The 533-nt window shown below is 46.0% G+C and carries 1 pseudogene; it reads left to right on the forward strand.

Going from position 1 to position 533, the window contains the following annotated elements:
• Nucleotides 1-308 (forward strand): annotated as a pseudogene (locus tag AB4589_RS21095) (hypothetical protein); the annotation flags it as partial.
• Nucleotides 309-533 lie beyond the last annotated feature (225 nt).

Consider the following 533-nt stretch of genomic DNA (forward strand, 5'->3'; position numbering starts at 1 on the left):
TTCACAGTGAGCGGATCAAGGTGTGTGTCGACCAAGACGAAGGGACGATACGCAGTGCACCCGCGTACAAACAGTTTACACCTCGCTTCTTTAATGACTTAAAAGTCGTGCGTTACACCAACATCAGCGAATTGATCCTCGCAACACGGGAACGCCAGACCAAGAAAGGACTGAGCTTTCAGTGGCTCTCTTTCCGTAAGATAGCGTCAGGGATACAAGAGATCTTCAATGCGTCAACATTAAACATGTACGCTCAAACAACCTCAGCCTTCTTTAGTGAGTATCAACCCGACTTAGCCCCTAATTAAAGGGATATTTTTGTCTCCGCGAAAGCGGAGGGATCAGCACGTCTGAACCTTATCCTACCCTGCTTTATCTCTCATTTTTCTGGTTTCTCCCAACAGGTTATTCAGGGTTATCTTGCGCACGCAGTCTCATTCGGAAGGGATTTCTCTATTCACGGTTTTTTATAAGAAAGGCCGTGCAAGAAAGGAAGGATAAAAAAGACCGCTATAATGGCCATCAATAAGGGG

Origin of the sequence: Vibrio sp. 10N.222.49.A3 (genome assembly GCF_041475145.1) — a bacterium.
Lineage (GTDB): Bacteria > Pseudomonadota > Gammaproteobacteria > Enterobacterales > Vibrionaceae > Vibrio > Vibrio tasmaniensis_A.